Below are 21,927 nucleotides of genomic sequence, written 5' to 3'. Positions count from 1 at the left end.
ACCGGCGGGCTTTTTCGTACCCGTTCCTCCCTTACGCGGGGGGCAGATAACGCAGGTCGAGCTGGCGGGCGGCGCGCACATCGTCAAGCCGGCGCACCGGCATCGTGTACGGTGCGCCCCTGACCTTGCCGATATCGGTCCGGGCTTCCTCCCAGATCGCCACCAGCGCATCTACAAAGGCATCGAGCGTTTCCTTGTCCTCCGTCTCGGTCGGCTCGATCAGCAGGCACTCTGGAACCAGCAGCGGGAAATAAATGGTCGGTGCGTGAAAGCCGTAGTCGAGCAGGCGCTTGGCGACGTCGGTCGCGGTCAGGCCGATTTCCTGCTTCTGGCGCTTGAGCGTGATGATGAACTCGTGGGAGGCGCGACGCCGCGGGAAGGCGAGCTCGAAGCCCTTCTCGGCCAGGCGTGCCGCAAGGTAATTGGCGTTGAGCGTCGCAAACTCGGCGACGCGATGCATCCCCTCGCGTCCCAGCATGCGGGCATAGACGTAGGCGCGCAGCAGCACGCCGGCATTGCCCATCCAGGCGGACAGGCGACCGATGGTCTGCGGTAGATCGCGCTCGTCGAGCCAGCGGTAGCGATCGCCCTGCCGGCCGACGATCGGGATCGGCAGGAACGGCTTGAGCCGCTCGGACACACCGACCGCCCCGGCGCCGGGACCGCCGCCGCCATGCGGCGTCGAGAAAGTCTTGTGCAGGTTCATGTGGATGACATCGAAGCCCATGTCACCCGGCCGCACCTTGCCGAGAATCGCGTTGAGGTTGGCGCCGTCGTAGTACAGCAAACCGCCGGCGCGATGGACGATGCCGGCGATCTCCTCGATGCGCCGTTCGAACACGCCCAAGGTCGAGGGATTGGTGAGCATGATGCCCGCGGTCTGCGGCCCGACCGCTGCCCTGAGCGCCTCGACATCGACGTCCCCATCGGCATTGGTCGGAATCTCGCGCACAGTGCAGCCGAGCATGGCCGCCGTCGCCGGGTTGGTGCCGTGCGCGGCATCGGGGACGAGAATCTCCTTGCGCGCATGATCGTTGCGCGCGCGGTGATAGGCCTGGATCATCGCCACGCCGGCGAACTCGCCCTGCGCGCCGGCCATCGGCGTCAGCGACACGCCGGCCATGCCGGTCACTTCCTTGAGGATTTCCTGCAGCTCGAACAGACAGGCGAGAAAACCCTGTGAGTGGGATTCCGGTGCGAGCGGATGGCGCGCGAGAAACTCCGGCAGCATCGCCAGGCGATTGCAGGCACGTGGGTTGTACTTCATCGTGCACGAACCCAGCGGGTAGAAGTGCGTATCGATCGAGAAGTTCTTCTGCGACAGCCGGGTGAAATGACGCACCGCCTGCAGTTCGGAGACTTCCGGCAGGCGTGGCCTGTCGCAGCGGCGCAAGGCCTGCGGAATGCCGGAGATGTCGATGCCCGCACCGGGGTTTTGCGCAGAAGCGACGCGTCCAGGGCGGGAGATTTCAAAGATCAGCTTTTCGGTCATGGGTAACAGGCCTTAGCTCAACAACTCGGCGAGCGCGGCGCGATAGGCGTCGATATCGGCATCGGTCTTGGTCTCGGTGGCGCAGACGAGCAGGGCATTGCCGAGTTCCGGATAGTGCCGCGACAGGTCGAAGCCGCCGAAGATGTCGCGCCGCGACAGCGCTTCCAGCACCGGAGCGACGGCCTTGGGCAGGCGGATCACGGCCTCGTGGAAACGCGCGCCGGAGAACACGGACTCAACTCCGGGAATCGTGGTCAATGCGGCGACGAGCTTGCGCGTGTTGGCCATGCAGCTCGACGCCACCTGGGCAAGCCCCTCGGGGCCGAGCAGGGACAGGTGGATCGTCGCCGCGGTGACCAGCAAGCCCTGGTTGGTGCAGATGTTGGATTTGGCCTTGGCGCGACGGATATGCTGCTCGCGCGCCTGCAGCGTCAGCGTGAATCCCGGCTTGCCATCGAGATCGACGGTGCGACCGACGATGCGACCCGGCATCTCGCGCACCAGCGCCATCCTGGTCGTCAAAAAACCGAAATACGGTCCGCCCGAGGACAGCGGTGCCCCCAGCGGCTGCCCATCCCCGCAGACGATGTCGGCCCCTTTTGCACCCCATAGCCCTGGCGGCTTGAGCAGCGCCAGTGATACCGGGTTGACGACGGCGACGACCAGCGCATTGTGCGCATGCGCCCAGTCGGTCAGGGCATCGACGTCTTCGAGCATGCCGAAAAAGTTCGGCTGCGGAATCACGACTGCAGTCAGATCCTGCCCCTCGTAGGGCTTGAGTGCATCGAGCAGCGTCGTCCCCGTTGCCGGGGCGTAGTCGAGCAGCACCGGCTGAATCCCCTGCGCCTGCGTGGTGCTGCGCACCACGTCGCGGTAATACGGGTGCACCGTGCGCGGCATCAGCACGCGTCCGGAGGCGTTCGTCCGGTTGGCGCGCAATGCCATCAACAGCGCTTCGCCGAGCGCGCTCGCGCCGTCGTACATCGATGCGTTGGAGACTTCCATGCCGGTGAGCGCGCACATCATGGTCTGGTACTCGTAGAGCACCTGCAGCGTGCCCTGGCTCGCCTCGGCCTGGTACGGCGTGTATGCCGAGTAAAACTCACCGCGCGTGGCGATGTCCCAGACGGCGGCAGGGATGTGGTGCTCGTAGGCGCCGGCGCCGATGAAATTGAGCGCCAGTCCGTCCTGCTCGGCGCGCCGGTGCATCAGCTGCGATACCTGCATCTCGGGCAGGCCTTCTGGAATATTGCGTAGCGATTGGCAGCGCAGCGCTGCCGGAATCTCGTCGAACAGTGCATCGATGCTCGACACGCCGATCGCGGCAAGCATCTCCTTTACGTCGGCTTCGGTATGGGGGATGAAGGGCATGAGCAGTCGTCAGACGCAGTTAATCACAGTGTCTTGAGATAGGCCTGGTAACCGGCGGCATCGAGCAGCGCATCGAAATCGGCGGGATCGGCAGGGCGCTGCTTCCACATCCAGCCCGCGCCATACGGATCGCGGTTGAGCAGCTCGGGATTCGTGCTCAGCGCCTCGTTCACGGCGATGATCTCGCCGGACAGCGGCGCATAGACATCCGACGCCGCCTTCACCGACTCGACCACGGCACAGGCCTCGTGGGCGGCGACCCGGCGTCCGACGGCAGGCACCTCGACGAAGACCAGATCGCCGAGCGCAGCCTGGGCATGATCGGTGATGCCGATCGTGACCGTGCCGTCGGCTTCACGCCGGACCCATTCATGCGACTTCACGTATTTCAGTTCTGCGGGCACCTTGCTCATCGTTCTGCTCCGGATGGATCGATCAAACCAATACCGTGTTGTGACGCACGAAAGGCGGCTTGACCACACGTGCGGGAACCCACTGGCCGCGGATTTCCACCTCACAGTCGCCGTCCGCAGCGGCATCGACACGCGCCAGCGCGATCGACCGCTTCATCGTCGGCGAAAAGCCACCGCTCGTGACCTGGCCGGTGGCGCCATTGGCAAAGCGCACCGGCATGTGCGCACGCAGGATGCCGCGCCCGTTGAGCACCAATCCGACGAGCTTGCGTGCGGATCGGCCGCGTAACGCCTCGAGCGCCCTGCGGCCGATGAAATCGCGTTCGGCCGGCTCCCACGCAATCGTCCAGCCCAGGCCGGACTCCAACGGATGCGTGGACTCGTCCATATCCTGGCCGTAAAGATTCATTCCGGCCTCGAGCCGCAGCGTGTCACGCGCGCCAAGGCCACAGGGTTTGACGCCGGCCTGGAGCAGACACCCCCAGAGTGCGACCAGCGCCGCGTGCGGCAGGATGAGTTCGAAACCGTCTTCGCCGGTATACCCCGTGCGCGCGACGAAGACCTCGCGATCCTGCACGGCCTGGAAAGCACTGAGCGCCTGCGCCGGCGCGCGCAGCGCATCCGGCAGACACGGCAACACCCGGGCACGCGCCTGCGGGCCTTGCACGGCGAGAATGCCGAGATCGCATCGATGCCGCACCTCGACGCCGTATTCGGCGGCATGGCCGCGGATCCACGCCAGATCCTTGTCCGTCGTTGCGGCATTGACGACGACGCGAAACTCCGTATCGGTCAGCGCATAGACGATCAAATCGTCGAGGATGCCGCCATCCTCGCGCAGCATGCAGCTGTACATCGCCTTGCCCGGCTTGGTCAGCTTGGCAACGTCATTGGCGAGCAGACGGCGCAGCAATGCGCGCGCGTGTGCGCCGTGCAAATCGATCGCGGACATATGCGCGACGTCGAACATGCCGGCGTCCTGGCGCACGGCATGGTGCTCGTCGAGCTGAGAAGCGTACTGGATCGGCATCGCCCAGCCGGCGAAATCGACCAGGCGCGCGCCGAGGCGAACGTGCTCGGCGTATAAAGCGGTTTGCTTGAGCGTCAAAGCGGCACTCCGTTGGCGGCATCCACCGGGCGGCAAGCTGCCAGCGGCAGCATGCCCGATCCGGCCTACCCGCCCCTCTGTCCCTTTGACCTGAAAGTTCGGAAGCGACGCCGCGCTTCTGCCTCTTCGGTGGTCCGCACACAGGGCGGACGCTCTCCAGAGTGAATCGACGCTGCGCTCCTTTTACCTGAGCGATTCCGGGCGGATTTGCGCCTTCGGTGCCGCCGGGCATACCGGGCGGTCTCTCGCGCAACGTCGCTGCAACCTGCAGGGTAGGCATCTTAGCCTGCCGCCACGGGCGACGGAAAGATCGATTCTGCACCGCAGACCCGGGACCAGCCCATGTAGACTTGGTCACAGTCGGCGTTGGTGCGCGGTTGGAAGGACCATCTGCTTTCGCTATATAGTCGGCCCACTTCTGCCCGCCGCGCGGGCCGCAGCCGTCAGACCTGGGAGATGCCGCATGCGCATGTGTCTGAGACTCAACCCCGCCGTTTCCGCCGCGCTCATGGGAATCGGCATGCTGATTCATGCCGGCCATACCGCCGCGCAGACCACACAGCCCGGCGCGCCCCTGGTACCCCAGACAAACCCGCTGCCCGCCCAAGAGGCAATACCGCCGGAGGTTCGCACCCGCCCCAGTGCGGGCACGCCCCGTGAAACAGCCTTGGCGACCATCACCGTCCAGCGTTTCGTCTTCGAAGGCAACACGCTGTTTGGGGAGGCGCAGCTCCAGGCACTGATCGAAAGCTACGTCGGCCGCCCGATCACGCTGCTCGACCTCTACGCCGCCGCAGACAAGGTGGCGGCGTTCTATCACGAACAGGGCTACACACTGGCCTCGGTGAACGTACCACCGCAGCAAGTATCGGCCGGCACCGTGCGTCTGAGCGTGAGTGAAGGCCGCATCGCCGCAATCAAGGCTGAGGGCAACGTCTCATACCGCACGCACCAGCTCGCCGGGTATTTCCCCGGACTCAGAGGCAGCATCTACCGATCCGGAACCCTCGAACCCGGCCTGCGCACACTCAACACGCTGCCGGGGCTCAAAGTACGCGCCGTGCTCAAGCCCGGCGAAGCCCCTGGCACCAGCGAGCTCTGGATCAGGACCGAGGAAGACCGCCTCGCCGGCCTCGTCACCGTGGACAACTATGGCCGCGAGAGCATCGGCGAATACCGGCTGACCGGGCTGCTGCAACTCAACAACCCTCTACGCGTGGCCGATCAGCTGCAACTGCTCGCCCTGACCTCCGAAGACGGTCTGCTGAACTATGGTTACGGCGCCTACAGTCTGCCGGTCACCGTCCGCGGCACGCGGCTGACCCTGTCCTATGGCCACGCCGATTTCGAGATCGACGGAGCCCCGGTCGATGGCCGCAGCCGTTCCGGGCGCATCGTGCTGGACCACCCTTTCCTGCGTGACGCGCGTCACGTCCTGACCGGCTCGCTCGGCGCCTCGCGCACGCTGTCGAACGCCGACTTCGGCGGCGCAACCTTCAATGACACTTCCATCACACTTGCCGAGGCCGGGCTCACCTACACTCACACCCATCCGGGCTTTGCGGTGACGCAAGTGGCGACCACGATCGCGTCCAATTTCGACCAAGCAACGCGCGCCGAGCTCAACCCGCCGTCGGGCCGTGTGCGCGCCGACCAGCGCCTGCGCTGGGAGCTGGACGTACAGCATGCGCAGCCGGTATCCACACTGTTCCAGATCCGGGTGCATCTCAACGGTGTCTATTCGCCGGACCCGCTGGCCGCGCCACAGCAGTACGCCCTCGGTGGACCGACGACGATCCGCGGCTATGCGCCGGCCGAGATCCGCGGTGACCGCGGTTATTTTGGCAGCATCGAGCTGCACAAACCGTTCGCGTTCGGGAATGTGCGCGTCAATCCGCGGGTGTTCGCCGACGCCGGCAAGGCGATGCTCGTCGATGCACCGCCCGGCGTCAGCGACACGGAAACCCTGACCAGTGCGGGGGTCGGCGCCGATGCCAGCTACCGCTGGCTCACGCTCAAGCTCGACTGGGCGTTCCCGCTCGATCAACACCCGGCCAGCGACGGTCGCGACGACAGCCGCCTGTACGGTTCTCTCTCCGTCAAATTCTGAGGCGACGGCCATGACAGAGCATGCCCTGACTTGCATCGCGCGAATCCTGCGGCAGCGCACTCCGCTGCTCGCCTGGGGTGGTCTTCTCGCCCCGCTGGGAACGCTGGCGGCACCCACCGGTGCGGATGTCATCCACGGCCAGGTGGGCATTGCCTCGCCAGGCGCCGGCGGACTGGTCATCGAGCAGACTTCGGATACGGCGATCATCAACTGGGAGACGTTTTCGATCGGCAGCGGCGAATACGTCCTGTTCAACCAGCCATCGGCCTCCGCAGCGGTGCTCAACCGCGTGATCGGCGGCCTGCCGTCGGAGATTCTCGGCGATCTCACGGCCAATGGCCGGGTCTTCCTGATCAATCCGCAGGGCATCCTGTTCGGCGCCGGTAGCCGCATCGACGTCGGCGCGCTGGTGGCGACGACCCACGCGCTCTCCGACCAGGACTTCATCGATGGGCGTTACCTCTTCGCCGGCAGCAGCAGCGCCGGCGTCGTCAATGCCGGCACCATTCACGCCAGCGACGGTGGCTTCGTCGTGCTCGCCGCCGACCATGTGTACAACCGCGGCACGATCACGGCGCAAAGCGGCGATGTCGTGCTGGCCGCCGCCGGCCAGCTGTCCCTGCAGCTCGATCCAGAAGGCTTGGTCAGCGTCGCCGTCGATGCAGCGGCGCTGTCGGCTGCGGCCGGCGTGGACAACGCCGGCGCGATTGTCGCCGACGGCGGCAGCGTGTTGCTGCATGCGCGCGTCGCACAAGACCTGCTCCATCATGCCGTCAACAACAGCGGCCGCATCTCGGCACAGGCCATCGAGCAGCGCGGCGGCGAGATTTATCTCGTGGCCGCGGGCGGGGATATCGCCCACAGCGGCATCCTCGATGCTTCCGGCGGCGACGGCCGCATCGTGCTCGCCGGTGACCGCGACATCACGCTCACCAGCGGAGCCCTCGTCGAGGCCTCGGGTGATCGCGGCAGCGTACTGGCCATCGCCGGCGGCAGCCTCGACCATCAGGCGGGCGCGCATGTCGATGTCGGCGGTCAGGGCGGTACCGTGGAGCTGTCGGGACGCGGACGCGTGCGCATTGCCGGCAGCGTCGATCTGGGCAGGAACGGCCATCTGCTGATCGACCCCGCGACGATGACGATCGGCGATGGCGTGGATGCCGACCTGCAGACCTCCACGCTGGAGGCTTTGCTGCAGAACAACGACCGCGGCAGCACCGTGCACATCGTGGCCACGGATACGATCACGATTCAGGACCTGGGCGGCGACAACACGCTCAACGGCGTCAACCCGACGGATGACACCAAAGGCGCTGGCCTGCGGCTCGAAACCGGCACCTGCGATCAGTTTGGCGGCTTCGGCGAATGCATCGGCTCCGTCACACGCTCCAGCGCCGGCTCCATCGCCATCCAGGGCGCCGACGATACGCTGGACATCGCTGGTGACATCTCGATCTTCGGCGGTTCGAGCAGCGGCACGGTGAACGTGAATGCGCGCCTGATCAGCGGCGGTGATGTTTCCATCGAAGCAGCCGATGCCATCGACGTGACCAACACCATCGATGCCGGCGGCAATGTTGCGATGTATGCCAATGGCAACATCCATGTCGGCGGCGACATCCACGCACGCGGTCGTGTGGATCTCATGACCACTGCCGGCGGTATCGATGTGCAGAACGTCACCGTGACCGGACGCACGGGCATCGACGACCTCCACGATGCCGAGATCAACATCGCCCGCACCGGCGCCAGCACCTCTGCTGCCGTCAGCACCGGCACCCTGTCGGCGACGGCAAGTCTTGGTCTTGCCTCGATCGACCTCTTCAACGCCAATGGCGGTATCCAGGTCGGCGGGGACATCGTGGCCAGTGGCGGTGGTTTCAGCGCCTCGAGATCGGCAGAAAGCTCCGCTGCTGGGGTCTTCATGAACGCTTTCTCAGGCGCGATCGACGTCGATGGCGACGTGACCATCACCGGAGAGGCCATCGACTCGACGATCGACGATTCCGGCAGCATCGTCACAACGTCCAGGGGCGACGCCACGCTGTCCGCCTACGGCAGCTCGGTCAACTTCGATGGCTCGGTAACGGTCCACGGCATTGGCTCTGCCTATGTCAGTGCCGGCACTGGCATCGATACAGGCAGTGACATCAATTTCGGCGGCGCACTGACCATCACGGCCGAAACCGCAACCGAAACGGTCGATACCGGCGCGTCCCGGATCGAACGCCATTTCGGCGATGCTTCTGCTTACTTTTACACCGGTAACGGCACAATCACGACCCACGGCATCGACATCTCCGGTCCCAACGCATTTTTCGATGCCCATGCCGACCGTGTGGTCCTGGCAGGCTCGGCAGGCCAGGCGCTCCGCCTGATGGCGCGGCCGGGGGACAACACTTTCACCATACTCGATTCCGGCAACGTCACCGTCGTCGATTCCAGTTACGGTGTCGCTGCCGCCACCATCACCGGAACCGGCGGCAGCGCAACGAACCCCAGCATCATCGCGGGCGGCGACATCACGCTCAGCGGTCCGAGCGCTGCGCTGTTCATGAGCGCGAACCAAAGCGTCGCGATCGACGGTGACCTCGCGATCACCGGCCAGGGGTATCGGATCGAGGGCGACTGGACGGCCTTGGGTTTCGGGCATGCACCGGGTGATGATCAGTCCTTCACGGGAGGCGATGAAGTCACCCTGACCACGGGACACAGTGAATGGGGGGGCGCTCGACTGACGATCGCGGGCTTCGACAACTGGATGGCCGGAGACGTCAGCATCAGCGGCAACCTCAGCGTGAGCGGACAGGGGGGGGTGTACGCCGACATCAGCGCAACAGGCCTTTCCGTGGGAGGCGATGCGACGGTGCACGCCACAACCGGCTTCGTCTCCGGCACGCTCGTCCAGGAGGAGTGTGTCGATTCGCAATGCTACGAGGTTGAGCGCCAGATCGGCGAGACCGTCGTGTTCGATGGCGGCAATCCGACGGTCACGGGCACCGCACGGTACAGCGAAGCCCTGTTCACTTTTAACTCGGGCAACGCGGGAACGGATTTTGACATCGCCGGCACGCTAGAGGCGAGCGGCGACGCTGCGAGCATCGATATCATCCATATGGGCAGCGTGCATCTGGGCAGTGTCCGGGCGCTCGGCGCACTCGGCGCGCAGGCTCCGCATGTCGCCGATGTTGCGAACTACGGACCGCCCGTCGACAACCCCTCGGTGACCCCCATGGGGCCCTTCACCACCGAGGCCATCGGCGCCGTCAGCAGCGTGACCATCGGCTTTGCCGACGGCGGTACGCCGTCGAGCGTGACGATCGACGGCGACGTCCAGGTCCAGGGAACCGGCCTGGTCGGCGCGGTCATCCAGGGGAACACCGTCAGCATCGGTGGGACCATCAGCCTTCAACACGACGCAGGCCGCTACACCAGCGACGATCCAGCCCATTCCGTGCCGCCGCCGGACTTCGCGGCTGCGCTCCTGTACGTCGGCGGGGTCGGAACACCGGCAACGGTTACCGGCATCGACGCACAGGTCGATGGCCGGCTCGTCACCGGACTCGATGTCATTGCCAGCGGTGCCGTGACGTTGCAGGCCGATCGGCTGACGCAGACCCTGCCCGGCGTCTATTCTGACTTCGTACACCCGGCCTCCGTGAACGAGGGGGAGTCCGGCAATCCGGATCTCGTTTTCGATCCGCTGAACATCCAGGCAGACAGCATCACGCTCGACTTTGGCACCGACTCGGATCTGCGCGATGCCGCCCTGACCGCCGCCGGCACGCTGATGGTGAACGGCCATGGAGCGAGCCTCGACCTCGGCACCGCGAGCTGGAGTGCCGACAGCCTGTCGATCCAGAACACGACGATCACCGCCCTTGCGTTCAACGCAACCGCCAACCGCGAGCTGCGCATCATCGGCGGCAGGCTGAACACCGATTCCGCCATGCTCCGGACCCTAAGTGCCAGCGGCGCCGGCATTCTGATCGACCACAGCACGCTTGACTTCGACACCACGGCCATCGAATCCGCGAGCCTGTTCGAGCTGCGTGCGGATACGATCGATGCAGCGGCACTCGACGTCACCAGCATCGACCTCGCCCTGCTTGCCGACACCCATCTGTCCATCACCGGCGCCAATCTGGCCTATCGCATCGGCAGCTTCTCTGCTGGCGGGACACTGACGATCGACAATAGCGGACTCATCGGGGAGCAGACCACCTTGAGCGCACCCAGCGCTCTGATTCGCGACAGCCACATCCTCAGCGACAGCGGCACCGGCACCCTGCTGCTCGCCGGTGCGCAATGGACGATCCATGACAATACCCGCATCGAAGAACTCGGCAGCGTGACTTTCAGCGGAGCCCAGACCATCGAGCTCCAGAACACGGCGATCACGGCCGGCAGCATCGACGCAACAGCGAGCAGTGGCCTGCGCCTGATTCAAACCGAACTCGCAGGCCAGACACTGCGGCTGCAAACCCCGAATGCTGCGGGAAGCGGCATCGTGATCGATCAAAGCACTCTGTCCTTCGACGACACGATCACGCTCGAATCGGCCAGCACGATCGAGCTTCGGACCAGCCGCATCGAGAATTTCAACTCGCTCGAAGCCGTGGCCGGGGGTGATCTCGCGGTCAGCGGCTCTGGTATCACCGGCGGCGAGGTCCTGCTGGACGGCGCCAGCCAGACGCTCGACGGCATCATCGAGGGCGATCATGTCGATCTGATCAGCGTCGGATCCATCACCGCTGCCACCGCCGGGCTTGAGATCAATGCAGGTGCGCTCGATGTCTCTGCGCAATCGATCGACCTGACACACTCGACCCTCCACGTCGGTACGGGTCTTGCCCAGAAAGGCCAAGATCCCGACATGCTCGAACTGCTGGAAGACGTAGCGCCCGGTCTGCTCCCTGCGACCAGCGCGCCCAATGCCGCATTCATCGCGCAAGACGGTGTTTCGCTCGGCACGCTGACCATCGACGGCGGTTATTTGTTCGTGCGCGCGCCCTTCCTGGGCGCTGTATCGATCGCCGCGCCGGGCGATCTGTTCTACAACTACCGGCCGTTCAGCGACAGTGCCCCGATCCAGGTCGATCCGAACAGCGGCAGTTTCGAGGTCGGGGGCAGCCTCACGCTGGCCTTCGGGGGCACCGGCTATGCGGGCGATATCGAGATCTTCGCTCCAGAGATCGATATCCGATCACTCGAAGATGCCAACTACATCTTCTTGACCACGGGCCGACTGCGCAGGCTCGACGGCCTCAGCACGAATGGCCAGGTCGTGGTGCTCGGCGGCGAAATCGTCGTCGGGCCGCAGCAACCCGGGCCCGGCACGAACCCGGATCAGGAAACCGCAAGCGCAATCGTGCTGACCGATGATCTGGGCGGCGAAACGCTCGCCCATCAGAACCCCGAGACGGATGATAAGGCGCGTGATCCCGAATATGGCGATGGCGCGCAGATCGACATCGTCAGCGGCGAGCGTACCGAGCTGGCCTGTCCGTAACGCCGGAGACTTTCGCATGCACAAGTCCTTTACGCTGCTGCTCGCCTCGGTGCTGGCGCTGGGAGCCGGTCGTGGGATATCCGCCACGCCTGCCGGCGAGGTCTTGCTGATCACCGGCCGCGGCACGGCAACCGACCCACGGGCGGGAACGATCCGCGAACTCGCCAAGGGCGATGCCGTCCACGCCGGGGAGATCATCAGTTCATCGACCAACAGCTACATCAACCTCAAATTCGTCGATGGCGGCCATGTGCTCCTGCGTCCGAACACGCGGTTCATGATCGAGGACTATGCCCAGGCGCCCGTCGGGCAACCGCCTGCCACTACCACAGCAGCGGCTGCGCCTCCAGCCACGGCGTCCCCGCCTCCATCGGTTGGCGGCGACTGGTCGGTCATCGTCGAAACCTATGCCACTGCCGACGAGGCGCAGCGGATCGTCCGGCGCATGAATGCGCGCGGGCTCAAGGCCGAGGCGGTTGCAGTCCGCATCCGGCCGGGCACGACCTGGCACCGCGTGTATGTGCGCGAGCTCGCGGACCGCACCGCCGCGGAGAAGCTCATCTCCGATCTCAAACGCACCGGTTTTCGCAAGCCGTCGATCGTGCCGGGCACGACGACAACCCCAACACCGCCGGCACCGACCGTGGCACAGCCCGCACCGACAACCCCACCGGCGCCGGAGACGGTGCCCGTCGCCACCGCGCCCGCCGAGCCGGCCGTTTCGCGCGCCTATTTCCGCCTGCTCAGAGGCGGCTTTCGCGCAGTCTCCGGGCTGATCGGCAAGTCGGATCCGCAGGAATACCGCGTCAGCACGCCGGTTGCGACGATCGGCATCCGCGGCACCGACTATCTCGTCATCCTGTGCGATACCGCCTGCGCCAGGGATCCGGTGCTGTCAGACGCGCTGCCCGCGGGCAGCAGTGCGGAGAACGGGATCGTCGTCGGGGTGATCGAAGGCGGCGTCTTCGTCACCAGTGAGAGCGGCAAAACCGCGGATGTCGGCGCCGGGCAATACCTCGTCACACTGCCCGATGGCGCGCAGATCTATCTGCCGTTTGAGCCGCGCTTCCTGCGCATCGACCCGATTCCCAATCCGCTGACGATTTGCGCCCAGGAGTGAGCACGACGGCCTCGCCACTCCCAGCGCCCCGGCGGGGGAGTCGCGCGCTCGCATGAGCCGATCGCTTCGCCTGGGCGCCCCGCCCGGTTACGGAGGCGTGGTGCCGTTCGACCGTCGGCGCCACGCCGGCATGGGGCTTGTTCCGGGAATCGCCTATACGTGGTGTGCGACGCTCAATGCCGTTTACGTGAGCGCGGCAGAATTCGCGCGTGCCGCACTGGATTATCCGCTTGCCTTCGCACGCGAGCCCGGCGGTGAGTATCAACCGGTTGCCGTCCTTGGCCTGCGCAGCGGCGAAAACCTGTTCGTCGACACGAAGGGACACTGGCGATCCGGCGCCTACGTGCCGGCATACTGCCGGCGCTATCCGTTCTGCATCGCCGAAATCCCGGGTGAAACCCGTGTGTCCGGCGCGCGCCGGCTGATCTGCGTCGATGAGCGCGCGCTGACCCGCGATACCGCCCAGCCGCTGTTCGACGCGGACGGCAACCCGACGCCAGCCTGGTCACCGATCCAGCAGCTGATCGAGACCTTCGAAGGCGCGCGCCTGCAGACCCGTGTCCTGGCACGGCGTCTGGAGGCGCTCAACCTGCTGGTACCGTTCGACGCGCTGGCCTTGCCGCGGCAGGGGCCGCACCGCCGCCTGCAAGGCCTGTTCCGGGTCGACGAGCAGCGTCTGCAGCAGATCGCCGGCCGTGATCTGCGCACGCTGATGCACAAAGGCGAGCTGCGCGCGGTCTATGCCCATTTGATCTCGCTGGAAAACTTCGGCCGGCTGCTGGACCTCGCCACGGCACGCCATTGAGCGGGGGCAGACACTGCGTCGCCGCGGATTGTCCGCGGCTACAGGCCGCAGGCGCGGCGGACCAATGCCTGGCGTAGCGGTGTCAGCGCATTGACCAGACCCAACCCACGCTGGCGCAGCGATACCCAGCCGGGGATGCGTACGCGGTAAGCCCGGTACAAGCCGTCGGTCACCGCGATCATCTCGGTGACTTCGGCACGACGTGCACGCTGGTAGCGCTGGAGTACACGCAGGCTGCCGATGTCCTGCCGCAGGCGCTGGGCGTCTTCGACGACGCGCAGCAAGTCATCGACATCCCCCAGCCCCAGATTCATACCCTGCCCGGCCAGCGGGTGAACCACATGTGCCGCATCACCGGCCAGCACAAAACGCGGCTGCACGTACGTCCGGGCATGCTGCGCGGCGAGCGGAAACGTCAGCCGCCGGGTGCAGGCTTCGACAGCGCCCAGTACCTGCTGGCTCGCCGTCTCCAGCGCTGCGCAGAACGCGACATCGTCGAGCGCCATCAGGTCCGGCGCCTCGGTCGACGACCAAACGATCGAGCAACGTCCGTCGGCGAGCGGCAACAATGCCAGCGGGCCAGTGTCGAGAAAACGCTGATAGGCAAACCCGCGATGCGGCCTTTGTGTCCGCACGTGACAGACGATCGCGGTCTGCGCGTAAGTCTGACTCCACGCCTCGATGCCCTGCAGTTTCCGCAGCGGTGAAGATGGACCATCGGCGGCCACGATCAGGCGCGTGCGCAGCCGCGCGCCACCGTCGAGCGTCAGCACCGCGCTGCTCTCATCGGTGGTGCAATCGACGACGGCAGCGCCCTCCCGCAATACACCAGCCGGCAACGCCCGCCAGAGATGGCGCTGGATCACGCGGCCTTCGACGATGTAACCCAGCACATCGGCACGTATATCCGATGCATCGAAATGCAGCGCCTCGCTGGGTGCGGTCTCCCAAACCTGCATGTGCGTGTACGGGCTGACGCGCTCGGCCGCAATCGCGGCCCAAACCCCGAGCCGCTGCAATAGCCGCACGCTGCGCGGCGCGATGGCATACACCCGCAGATCGTAGTCATCATCGGATTCGGTGAAGGGCGCGCGTTCAAGCAGGCGCACGCGCAGGCCCGCCCGGTGCAAGCCCAGCGCCGCCGCGGCACCGACGCAACCGGCACCGACGACGACGACGTCGCAGTCGACATCAGCGCGCGGCGATGCGCGGATGGTCCGTGCCTGAGCGGACGACATGCTCATCGCGGCGTACGTGCGACCGCCGGCGTGTAGCCGGCATAACCGAGGTTTTGCCACAGTACCGCCTCGCGCAGGGGCGGCAGTAAATCGAGCGCAAGCAGACCGAGATGGCGCAGACCGCGCAAGCCGGGCAGGCGGTTCGAGAACACCCGCACGAGACCGTCCGTGAAATCGGCCACGCGCCGGCGATCGGCGCTGCGTAGATCCGCGTAGCGTTGCAATAGCTCGCCGTCACCGGGATCACCGCGATGCCCGGCGAGCAGCTCGATCAGCGTGGCCGCATCGCGCAGCCCCAGATTGAACCCCTGCGCGGCCACCGGATGCAGCGATTGCGCGGCATTGCCAACGAAAACCACGCGCGGGGCATGCACACGCCTGCTGACGACGCGGGCGAGCGGATACGCCTGCCGTCGGCCCAGCTCGACGAAGCGGCCGAGCCGCTCGCCGAAAGCGGCCTGGGCCTGCGCGAGGAACTCGGCGTCGCTCCAGGCCATGCGCGACGCCACCTCCGCCGCTGGCGTGGTCCAGATCAGCGAGCAGAGATGCTCTTCCGCCGCCCAGGGCTTGGGCAGCAGCGCGAGCGGGCCGCCGCAGGTGAAGCGCTCATAGGCGCAGCCCCGATGCGGGCGCGTGCAGCGCACGGCGGTGACGATAGCCGACTGTGCGTAGTCGCGATGCTCGGTATCGACACCCAGTAAACGGCGCAGCGGCGAATCGGCGCCGTCGGCCGCCACGACCAGCCGCGCCGCCAGCGTACCGCCACCGTCCAGCGCAAGCGCGACATGATGCGCGTGCATCGTGAGCGCGGCGACGCGCATCGGCGCGAATATCCGCGCATGGCCGTGCGCCAGCACGCGCTGCCACAGCAGCTCGCCGATACGGTGGATCGGCACGTTGTAGCCGAGCGCTTCCAAACCCGCCTCGTCGGCGGAAAAACGGGCGACACCGAATCGCCCCTGTTCCGAGATATGAGTGGACAGAATCGGCGCGGCAGCGCGCGACAGTTCCGGCCAGACGCCGAGCGCATCGAGGATGCGGTGACTGACATGATTGATGGCGATGCAGCGCTCGTCCCAGCTCGGCGGCGTGGGCCGCGGCGGGGCCGGTTCGATCAGGGCCACCGACAGCGGCGATCGGGCAAGTCCGAGCGCCACGCTGGCACCGATCAGCCCGCCGCCGACGATGGCGACATCGACCGGCTCGTCGATGCGCGCCGTCTCGGCGGTCTTTTCCGTGCTGCCGGCGCTCGAGCCGTCCGTGCCGGATCCGGATGCTGCCGTCATGCCTGCGCCATCAGCGACTCGATCTCGCGCACGGTCTTGGGCACGTCCGCGGTGAGCACCCGCGGCCCCTGTGTCGTCACGACGACATCGTCCTCGATGCGCACGCCGATCCCCCAGTACTTTCGCGGCACGCCAGGCGTTCCCGGCGCGATGTACAGCCCCGGTTCGACGGTCATGACCATACCCGGCTCAAATGGCCGCGGCTTGCCCTCGATCTTGTAGCGGCCCACGTCGTGCACGTCCATGCCCAACCAATGACCGGTACCGTGCATGAAGAACTGCCGGTGCTTGCCCGCCTTGATCAGCTCTGCCGGCTTGCCCTTGAGCAGACCGAGCTCGACCATGCCCTCGGTGAGCACACGCGTGGCCACCTCGTGCGGCCGGGCCGAAGAGTTTCCGGGCTTGAGCTCCCTGATCGCCTGCACATTGGCTTCGAGCACGACCTCGTAGACGGCACGCTGGGCCTTGCTGAAGCGCCCGTTGACCGGGAAAGTGCGCGTGATGTCGGCGGTATAGCCCTGCAGCTCGCCGCCGGCATCGATCAGGACGAGATCGCCATCGCGCAGCTCGGCATGATTGTCCACGTAATGCAGGATGCAGGCGTTCTCTCCGCTTCCGACGATCGTGCCGTAACCCGGCTCCATGTCGTGGCGCGCGAAGTGAGCGTGGATTTCGGCAGCGAGCTGCCATTCGTAAAGCCCGGGGCGCGCGGTGCGCATGGCGATGCAATGCGCCTCGGCGGTGATCGCGCAGGCGCTGGCCATGAGCTCCAGCTCGGCAGGCGATTTGCGCAGGCGCATTTCATGCAGCGTCGCCTCCAGCGCGATGAAATCCACCGGCGCGGCGGCACCGCGGCGCGACACCTCGCGGATCTCGCGCACGCAGGCGGTGAGCTTGGCGTCCCAGTGCGGATGTTCGCCCAGGGTGTAGTGCAGGTGGGTGCGCCCGGCGATCAGCCCCGGCAACTGGGCCTCGAACTCGGCGAGCGTGTAGGCCTCATCCGCGCCGTAGTCGCGGACCGCACCTTCCGGTCCGGCGCGGCGCCCATCCCAGATCTCGCGTTCCGGATTGCGCTCGCGCACGAACAAGATGTACTCGGCCTTGCGGCCGTTGCGCCGGCGCCCCGGCACCAGCACCGCGACCGCATCCGGCTCGGGGAAGCCGGTCAAGTAACGGAAATCGCTGTCCTGGCGAAACTTGTAATGGGTGTCGCGGGCGCGGATCACCTCGCGTGCGGCCGGGATGATGGCCACGCCATCCTCACCGATCAACTGCATCAGCCGCGCACGGCGCGCGGCATGCTCGGACGATGCGCCGCGGCGGCGCGCCGGAATACGGGTCGGCATGGATTTTTCAATGCACCTGTTGGGAATCGGAAGGGTCGAGCATCGGACGCGGATGCAGTTCCATGAAAACGAGCTGCGCGCCGACACGCACGTATTCGACCAGCTCGGCGTATGCGCTTTCCTCGATGTTCGGATCGGCCTCCTCGCCGACGGCAGCCCGGGTGAGCTCCGTGAAATCGCGAATGATCTCGCGCGTGTCCTCGGAACAGCGCGCCAGATCGAAACCCGGGCGACTGGCGAGGCCATAGAGAAAACCCTCGCACCACGCCGCCAGGGCCTGGACGCGCGGAACCAGCGCCGTATCGTCATCCGGCAGCAGCGGCGCGAAAATCATTTGGTCGTCGGAGAGCGCATCCAGGGTTTCGGCGCGCAAACGCTGCAGCAACTCGAGTGTCTGCGCATCGCGCTGCGCCGGCGCCTGCGCGCCGTGGTCGATCAGCGTGAACAGATCGATGTCGTCAGGCTTGCGCACGGACAAGGCGCCGCACAGGGCGCCGTGATACTCGGCGGCATCGTCGATGTATCCGATCCGCTGCAGGGCCGAGTTCAACTCGTCGTAGCCCAATAGTCGCTTCATGGCGGGATTATAGGCCGCCCTGCGCCAGGCCTGTGCAGAACGGGGCCTGGCGTGACCAGGCCCCCAATTTGGTGGACGGTACAGGGATTGAACCTGTGACCCCCGCCGTGTGAAAGCGGTGCTCTACCGCTGAGCTAACCGTCCGCGCGATAGGGGGCGGAATCATAGAGACGGCATCCGGCGTCGTCAAACCGACGCAGCGCATACACCCGCACAACCCACGTTGAGCCTGGCAAGAGCCGCGGTTAGGCTTGCGCCCCGCACACGACTTGCCACCCCGACACCGATGAGCGCCGTCCGCCCCTTGATGCATGCGATCCAGAGTCGCGACCTCGCCGCCGCCCGCGCCGCTCTGAAACGCGATCCCACGCAGGCGACCGATCCGCTGCCTGGCGGACTGTCGCCGCTGATGTTCGCGCTCTACAACGGCGCCGCCGAAATCGCCGAACTGCTCAAGGGATTTCGCCCGCTCGACGTGTTCGAGGCCGCGGCCAGCAACGATGCGCACCGGGTCGCCGCGCTGGTGAGCGCCGATCCGGCGCTGCTGCGGGCATACAGCGTCGATGGCTGGACAGCGCTGCATCTCGCCGCGTTCATGGGCGCGCGTGACAGCCTGCTGGTCCTGATCGGCCTGGGTGCGGACCTCGACGCGGTATCGCAAAACCCGATGGCGAACACCCCGATGCATGCCGGCATCGCCGGTGCCGACGGCGAGCGTCTGGCTCCCTTGCTCATCGCCCTGGGCGCGAACATCCAACATGTCGGCGGCAGTGGCGTCACCGCACTGCATCTCGCCGCCTCGCGCGGCTTTACGGCACTGTGCAGGCTGCTGCTCAACCGCGGTGCCGACCGCAACGCCCGAACCGAGGACGGCAAGACCGCCGCCGAGATCGCGCGCGATCGTGGCCATCTCGGCACTGCCGCGGCGCTCGAACTGGACTAGCCGGACTCAGCCTGGAGCCATCGCACGGCGCCGCGCACGGAAAAACTGCTTGAGGATGCCACCACAGGCGTCCTCGAGCACACCGCCGTGCCACTCCACGCGGTGGTTCAGGCGCGGCTGAGCGATGACGTCGTACACCGAGCGCACGGCACCGGCCTTGGGGTCCCAGGCGCCGAACACGAGCCGGGCTACACGCGCATGCACGATGGCGCCGGCGCACATCACGCAGGGCTCGAGAGTTACATACAGCGTCGTGCCGGTCAGCCGGTAATTGCCGAGCCGCCGTGCCGCCGCGCGCAGTGCGACCAGCTCGGCATGGGCGCTGGGATCGCAGGTGCCGATCGGGCGGTTCCAGCCCTCGCCGACGATGCGTCCGTCATGGACGACGACGGCACCCACCGGCACCTCACCGGCGGCCTGCGCGCGATGCGCAAGCAGCAGGGCATGGCGCATGAACACGCCATCCTGCGCCGACGGTTCGGACTCATTCTCCGGCGGGCTCCGCAGCGTTGCGGACACGGCGCATCATCCGGTCAGCGCCGAGCGCAAGGTCCAGCCGCCGATCAGGATGAACCCGACGCCAGCGACGAGCTGCAAGTGCTTGGCGCTCACGTGCTGCGACAACCAGGTTCCCGCGAGCACGCCGATTCCTGCTGCCAGCACCAGCGCAGAGGCCGAACCCGCGAACACGGTCCATTTCGACGCCGGCTTGTCGGCCGAAAACAGCAGTGTCGCCAGCTGGGTCTTGTCGCCCAGCTCGGCGAGAAAGACCGTCGCAAAGACGGTCGCGAATACCTTCAGATCCACGCGTACTCCTACTCGGTTTGTCCGCAAACGAAAAGCCCCCGCGCCGATGCAAAAAACCGGTGCGCCTCGCGAGAGGTTTTGCGGCGAATGATACCGCTACGGCAGACACCGCCGCCCCGATCCGTGAAAGATGCAGCACAAACCGCCGGCCATCGGCCTGCGCTCACCCGCCGAGAATCGCGCGCGCGGCGTTGCGCCCCGGCGCGCCGCTGACGCCGCCACCGGGATGTGCTCCGGCACCACAGAGATAAAGCCCCGCGAGCGGGGTGCGGTAGTCGCTCCAGCCCGGCACGGGGCGAAAACCGAACAACTGGTGCAGCGACATCGCGCCGTGGAAGATGTTGCCGCCGGTGAGCGCGAAACGTCTTTCCAGATCGACAGGGGTCAGCACCTGGCGGTGCAGAATCGCGGCGCGGAAATTCGGCGCATAGTGCGTCACGACATCGATGCAAAGATCCGCGTAATCCGCACCGATCTCGTCCCAGTGCCCATCGCGCAGGGCATATGGGGCGTACTGGACGAACAGTTGCGCGATGTGATGTCCCGGCGGCGCCAGTGTCGTGTCCACCGAAGTGGGGAGGGTCAGCTCGATGACGGGTGCGCGTGAGGGCTGTCCCTGCCGGGCATCGGCATATGCCGCTTCGATGTAATCCAGCGTCGGGCTGATATGAATCGTGCCGCGATGCTGCGGGCCGACGGCGTCCTTGCCGGGACAGCAACGGAAGTCCGGCAGCTCGGAAAGCGCGAGGTTGATCTTCATCGAAGCACTCGCATAGTCGATGCGTGCAACCGCCTCGCGGAAAGAGATCGGCAGCACCTCGGCACCGAGCAGCCGCCGGAAGGTGACCTCGGGCGTGGCATTGGAGACGACGATGCGTCCGGCGATGCGTTCGCCGCTCGCCAGACGCACACCGCTGACGTGTCCGCCGGCAGTTTCGATCTGTACCACTTCGGCTCCGGTGCGGATCTGCACCCCGCGCGCCTCGGCGGCCTTGCGCATCGCCGTGGTCAACGCCCCCATGCCGCCTTCGACATAACCCCAGACGCCGCGCGCGCCGCCGGCCGTCCCCATGACGTGATGCAGCAGCACATAGCCGGTGCCGGGCGCGGACGGCGGCGCGAATGCGCCGATGATGGCGTCGGTCGCGAGCGTGGCTTTGAGCGCCGGCGATTCGAACCAGCGATCGAGGATCGGCGTCGCCGCACCGGTCAGCAGTTCCAGCGCCGACGGCAAATCCTCGCCGAGACGCGCAAGGCTGCGGTGGAAGCGCAGCGCGCGGCGCAGATTGGCCAGACGCTCGCGAAAACCGCGGCGGCGAAACGTCTGCGGCAGCGGCAGCAGATCGGCAGGAATGTCTTCGAGCGCCGGTTCCAGCGCCTCGGCGATGCGCGTCAGCCAGGCCTCGTAGCGCGGATAGGCCACCGCATCGCGGGCCGAGAACTTGCCGATCTCGCGGCGGTTGAGCTCGGCATCCGGCCCCATGAGCAGATAACGCCCGTCCGGTAACGGCGTGAACGAGGATGGATGGCGCGTGAGTACGCGATAGCCATGCTCGCGCAAGCCGAGATCGCGCTCGATCTCTGGCAGCAGCAGCGACACCAGGTAGGCGGCGGTCGACGCGCGATACCCTGGCGCGATCTCCTCGGTGACCGCTGCCCCACCGACGATATCCCGGCGTTCGAGGACGAGCACCTTGCGGCCCGCCGCGGCGAGATAGGCGGCACATACCAGACCGTTGTGGCCCGCACCAATGACGATGCAGTCGTAGACATCCGTGCGCATCAGTGCCGGCCTTCGC

At 66.4% G+C, this 21,927-nt stretch carries 16 protein-coding genes, 1 tRNA gene and 1 riboswitch; of the genes, 5 read left to right on the top strand and 12 right to left on the bottom strand.

Annotated features, from left to right (window positions below; all coding sequences use genetic code 11):
* Positions 1 to 31: 31 nt before the first annotated feature.
* The 4 genes from gcvPB to gcvT are packed head-to-tail and all read right to left on the bottom strand — an operon-like array spanning position 32 to position 4,384.
* Positions 32 to 1,492: an aminomethyl-transferring glycine dehydrogenase subunit GcvPB gene (gcvPB, locus tag BMZ48_RS03710; RefSeq protein ID WP_091532053.1), complete on the bottom strand. Its 1,461-nt coding sequence runs from the start codon at positions 1,490 to 1,492 to the stop codon at positions 32 to 34.
* A gap of 12 nt (positions 1,493 to 1,504) precedes the next feature.
* Entirely contained in the window at positions 1,505 to 2,863 is a 1,359-nt protein-coding gene (gene gcvPA, locus BMZ48_RS03705) for an aminomethyl-transferring glycine dehydrogenase subunit GcvPA (RefSeq protein WP_091532051.1), read from the bottom strand.
* Positions 2,864 to 2,886: 23 nt separating this feature from the next.
* Positions 2,887 to 3,276, bottom strand: a complete 390-nt coding sequence (gene gcvH / locus BMZ48_RS03700; protein WP_091532048.1) for a glycine cleavage system protein GcvH — start codon at positions 3,274 to 3,276, stop codon at positions 2,887 to 2,889.
* A 22-nt stretch (positions 3,277 to 3,298) separates the two neighbouring features.
* On the bottom strand, positions 3,299 to 4,384 hold the full coding sequence (gene gcvT, locus BMZ48_RS03695; protein WP_091532046.1) for a glycine cleavage system aminomethyltransferase GcvT: 1,086 nt from the start codon (positions 4,382 to 4,384) through the stop codon (positions 3,299 to 3,301).
* A gap of 165 nt (positions 4,385 to 4,549) precedes the next feature.
* Positions 4,550 to 4,644, bottom strand: a riboswitch (glycine riboswitch).
* Between the two features lie 407 nt (positions 4,645 to 5,051).
* Between gcvT and BMZ48_RS03690 the strand changes: the two genes are divergently transcribed.
* Genes BMZ48_RS03690 through BMZ48_RS03675 form a run of 4 tightly spaced genes read left to right on the top strand, consistent with a single transcriptional unit; the run spans position 5,052 to position 13,931 of the window.
* Complete coding sequence (locus BMZ48_RS03690; RefSeq protein WP_159431067.1) at positions 5,052 to 6,494, top strand: ShlB/FhaC/HecB family hemolysin secretion/activation protein; 1,443 nt, start codon at positions 5,052 to 5,054, stop codon at positions 6,492 to 6,494.
* 10 nt (positions 6,495 to 6,504) lie between these two features.
* A complete protein-coding gene (locus tag BMZ48_RS03685) occupies positions 6,505 to 12,006 on the top strand; it encodes a two-partner secretion domain-containing protein (protein ID WP_159431066.1) in 5,502 nt (1,833 codons plus the stop codon).
* 16 nt (positions 12,007 to 12,022) lie between these two features.
* Positions 12,023 to 13,126 (top strand): SPOR domain-containing protein, encoded by a 1,104-nt coding sequence (locus BMZ48_RS03680; RefSeq protein ID WP_159431065.1) that lies wholly within the window; start codon positions 12,023 to 12,025, stop codon positions 13,124 to 13,126.
* Between the two features lie 52 nt (positions 13,127 to 13,178).
* Positions 13,179 to 13,931 carry a SapC family protein gene (locus BMZ48_RS03675; protein ID WP_091532038.1) on the top strand — a complete coding sequence of 251 codons (753 nt, stop codon included), beginning with the start codon at positions 13,179 to 13,181 and terminating at the stop codon, positions 13,929 to 13,931.
* A 38-nt stretch (positions 13,932 to 13,969) separates the two neighbouring features.
* Here the strand turns inward: BMZ48_RS03675 and BMZ48_RS03670 are convergent, their stop codons facing one another.
* The 5 genes from BMZ48_RS03670 to BMZ48_RS03650 all read right to left on the bottom strand — a co-directional run bounded on the left by BMZ48_RS03670 (position 13,970) and on the right by BMZ48_RS03650 (position 18,522).
* Positions 13,970 to 15,175 (bottom strand): UbiH/UbiF/VisC/COQ6 family ubiquinone biosynthesis hydroxylase, encoded by a 1,206-nt coding sequence (locus tag BMZ48_RS03670; RefSeq protein WP_200769505.1) that lies wholly within the window; start codon positions 15,173 to 15,175, stop codon positions 13,970 to 13,972.
* On the bottom strand, positions 15,172 to 16,455 hold the full coding sequence (ubiH, locus tag BMZ48_RS03665; protein WP_091532036.1) for a 2-octaprenyl-6-methoxyphenyl hydroxylase: 1,284 nt from the start codon (positions 16,453 to 16,455) through the stop codon (positions 15,172 to 15,174). Before ubiH ends, BMZ48_RS03670 begins: the two co-directional genes overlap by 4 nt.
* The gene (gene pepP / locus BMZ48_RS03660; RefSeq protein ID WP_091532035.1) at positions 16,452 to 17,801 is read right to left on the bottom strand and encodes a Xaa-Pro aminopeptidase; all 1,350 of its coding nucleotides are present in this window, start codon (positions 17,799 to 17,801) and stop codon (positions 16,452 to 16,454) included. Before pepP ends, ubiH begins: the two co-directional genes overlap by 4 nt.
* Positions 17,802 to 17,808: 7 nt before the next feature.
* On the bottom strand, positions 17,809 to 18,378 hold the full coding sequence (locus BMZ48_RS03655; RefSeq protein WP_091532034.1) for a UPF0149 family protein: 570 nt from the start codon (positions 18,376 to 18,378) through the stop codon (positions 17,809 to 17,811).
* A gap of 69 nt (positions 18,379 to 18,447) precedes the next feature.
* A tRNA-Val gene (locus BMZ48_RS03650) sits at positions 18,448 to 18,522 on the bottom strand.
* A gap of 142 nt (positions 18,523 to 18,664) precedes the next feature.
* Between BMZ48_RS03650 and BMZ48_RS03645 the strand changes: the two genes are divergently transcribed.
* Positions 18,665 to 19,321, top strand: a complete 657-nt coding sequence (locus BMZ48_RS03645) for an ankyrin repeat domain-containing protein (RefSeq protein WP_091532033.1) — start codon at positions 18,665 to 18,667, stop codon at positions 19,319 to 19,321.
* Between the two features lie 6 nt (positions 19,322 to 19,327).
* On the opposite strand, the gene tadA is transcribed toward BMZ48_RS03645, so the two are convergent.
* The 3 genes from tadA to BMZ48_RS03630 all read right to left on the bottom strand — a co-directional run bounded on the left by tadA (position 19,328) and on the right by BMZ48_RS03630 (position 21,911).
* Positions 19,328 to 19,840, bottom strand: coding sequence for a tRNA adenosine(34) deaminase TadA (gene tadA / locus BMZ48_RS03640; RefSeq protein WP_234981512.1), 513 nt, complete (start codon positions 19,838 to 19,840; stop codon positions 19,328 to 19,330).
* Between the two features lie 6 nt (positions 19,841 to 19,846).
* The gene (locus BMZ48_RS03635) at positions 19,847 to 20,128 is read right to left on the bottom strand and encodes a TMEM165/GDT1 family protein (protein WP_091532032.1); all 282 of its coding nucleotides are present in this window, start codon (positions 20,126 to 20,128) and stop codon (positions 19,847 to 19,849) included.
* Between the two features lie 163 nt (positions 20,129 to 20,291).
* Positions 20,292 to 21,911: a phytoene desaturase family protein gene (locus BMZ48_RS03630; RefSeq protein WP_091532030.1), complete on the bottom strand. Its 1,620-nt coding sequence runs from the start codon at positions 21,909 to 21,911 to the stop codon at positions 20,292 to 20,294.
* Positions 21,912 to 21,927: the final 16 nt, after the last annotated feature.

This window comes from Fontimonas thermophila, from assembly GCF_900113085.1.
Classification (GTDB): Bacteria; Pseudomonadota; Gammaproteobacteria; order Nevskiales; family Nevskiaceae; genus Solimonas; species Solimonas thermophila.
This window is presented reverse-complemented; position numbering and strand designations above follow the sequence as displayed.